The sequence below is a fragment of the Oceanobacillus luteolus genome (assembly GCF_023715655.1).
Taxonomy (GTDB): Bacteria; Bacillota; Bacilli; order Bacillales; family Amphibacillaceae; genus Oceanobacillus; species Oceanobacillus luteolus.
In genome coordinates, this window is record NZ_JAMBON010000094.1 from 1 (window position 1) to 2,229 (window position 2,229).

The window sequence follows — 2,229 nt, forward strand, 5'->3', positions numbered from 1 at the left end:
AGCAACATGTGCAAAAAAATAAAATAACCGTAAATCTGTTTAAAACATCTCAGATTCACGGTTATTTGGCGTTTCTGTTTTTAATTTTAGTTGCTTCTATTATAAAATTTCTTAGTTCGGGCTTACATTGTTTTTTATTGGCCGCAACAGTATGAATTTGAGCGAACTATTTCAGCGCAATTCTGAAATAGCCGATGAACAAGGGCTCGACGCCCGCAGTCAGCCGCATGTAGTATTTGAGATTGCGAAAAGAAGAATATTACAGTCCATCCTTAAATATTCATTTTCCTAAAGGGGTTCCACCAACAAAGCGCTGAAAACATACGCTAAGGTATTGTTCAGAAAACCATGAGTTTCCTAACACCTTATTAATAAAGGGTTATAAGGATTTTTCTCATTCATAATGTTCAATAACTCATTCACTTATCTATGTTTAGCAAATAGGTCAAAAATAAGTTTCGTTACATTTTTGATAGGATTAGCGTATAGAAAATGTATTTTTTCTATGTCGAAATGTGCTTAACGTATGTTTTCCGCGAAATGTTGGTTGTATTCCAAGGCGTTTTAAATATAGCTTAAAAATAATGTTTGGTAAATCAAAACAACCCTTTACGATTCTAAGATAGTATGGTCGTATAGGGTTGTTTTGTTATTCTGGTAAATTAAAATGTATTTTCAGTAAGGCTAGATTGAACTCTGTCATTATGACTGGAATGAAGAATACGTTATTAACGTTCTATTTTTTAAGTAACTCTTCTACATCACTTAATGTTTTACCCTTTAACAAATCAGGTATAACCACGAACTCTTCTCTGACATCAGCAGGAACATCTTCTCTATGTTCGTGAATAATATAAGCTTGCTCTGAATCGCCTTCAACAATTACATTATCTTCTAATTGTCCTTCTATCCTTTTAGAGACAAACTCAATTGACTCGTCTTTGTCGATTACAATATTATATGGGATGCTTCCAGGACCATACAAATTTTCTTTAATTCCTGTTTGATTTAAAAAGAGAATATTAGATTCTTCGGGGTCTGGTTTCTTATATTCTGTACTTTCATTCATTACATTTCCTACATATTTAGCATTCTCATCATATACTTTTATTTCAGAAGCATATGGGATCATTACGTTGATTGTACTATCAACTTCACCTTTATATACTTCTTCAATATGAAACTCATAAATGTGTCCTTCAGTATATGTGTTTTCTGATGGTATTTCAGGATTTGCATAATTACGGACCATATTGTCCTTATCTATATATTTTCCAAAGTGCCCTTTTACAATTACCTCGGAATCATTGATAACATCTTCCAATCGTTCAACTCTCTGTTCATCACTGGAATCAACCATTTGACTAACAGTTTCATCTCCACTCCCACATGCCTGCAAAAAGATTAATCCCATCAAGAGGGTCCCTATAATAACAGTGCATTTTTTCATGAATAGTCTCCTTTCGAAGTTTATCGAATTATATTAACCCTATTAATATCAAGAGTAGTAGGGTATGTTAAGCGTTCTCTATTTCTATCTCCATTCATAATGGAACTGACTGAACCTCTTAGATCGGCTAAACCAAATACATGACCAATTTCGTGGGATGCTACACTCCTTCGAACATTGGCACTATTTCGTACATCAGAGCGATATGAATTGATATAGGTATAAAAAGGAGTACTGTATGTACTATGACCGTTATTATATATTATTCTACCAAAAGTGCCAGGACGAGATGAATCATATTCAGCAGTCATTATATTTGGAGCACCAGATCGACTATATATATTCCTGTATTTATGGTTACTATCCCAGTTAGTATAAGCTTGTACCCATTGAGTATTATAAGCTTGTACTTGAACTTCAACGTTTTTTGTATTAGGTTTTCTCCCATTTGTATATGCGTCGGCAGACCCTACAGTTGAGAAAAATAAGGTAAAAATAAGTAATAACATAAAACTAACTTTTTTTAATCTAAAGTTCCACAATTTTTTTCCTCCTCTTTTTATAATATTTTGACTTTTATCGATGCAGTTCTCTCACTTCCTCCTCTCTTTATTCGACCTTTCTACTTAATATTATACAATAGGCACAAAGGTGTAAGCGTCAAGTAAAAATGAACACTTTTCGCTAATTAATTTTGGACACTATCGTCATTAAAAATAGTCTTACGATTTTTCATTCTGTAACTATCATCGTCTTTAAAATTTAGAACTTCTGCTCGA

General features: G+C 33.0%; 2 protein-coding genes. Both read right to left on the minus strand.

From position 1 onward, the window contains the following. Nucleotides 1–736: 736 nt before the first annotated feature. Nucleotides 737–1,450, minus strand: a complete 714-nt coding sequence (locus M3210_RS19720) for a hypothetical protein (RefSeq protein ID WP_251517973.1) — start codon at nt 1,448–1,450, stop codon at nt 737–739. 20 nt (nt 1,451–1,470) lie between these two features. After that, nucleotides 1,471–1,992: a zinc metalloprotease gene (locus M3210_RS19725; RefSeq protein WP_251517975.1), complete on the minus strand. Its 522-nt coding sequence runs from the start codon at nt 1,990–1,992 to the stop codon at nt 1,471–1,473. Between the last annotated feature and the right edge of the window lie 237 nt (nt 1,993–2,229).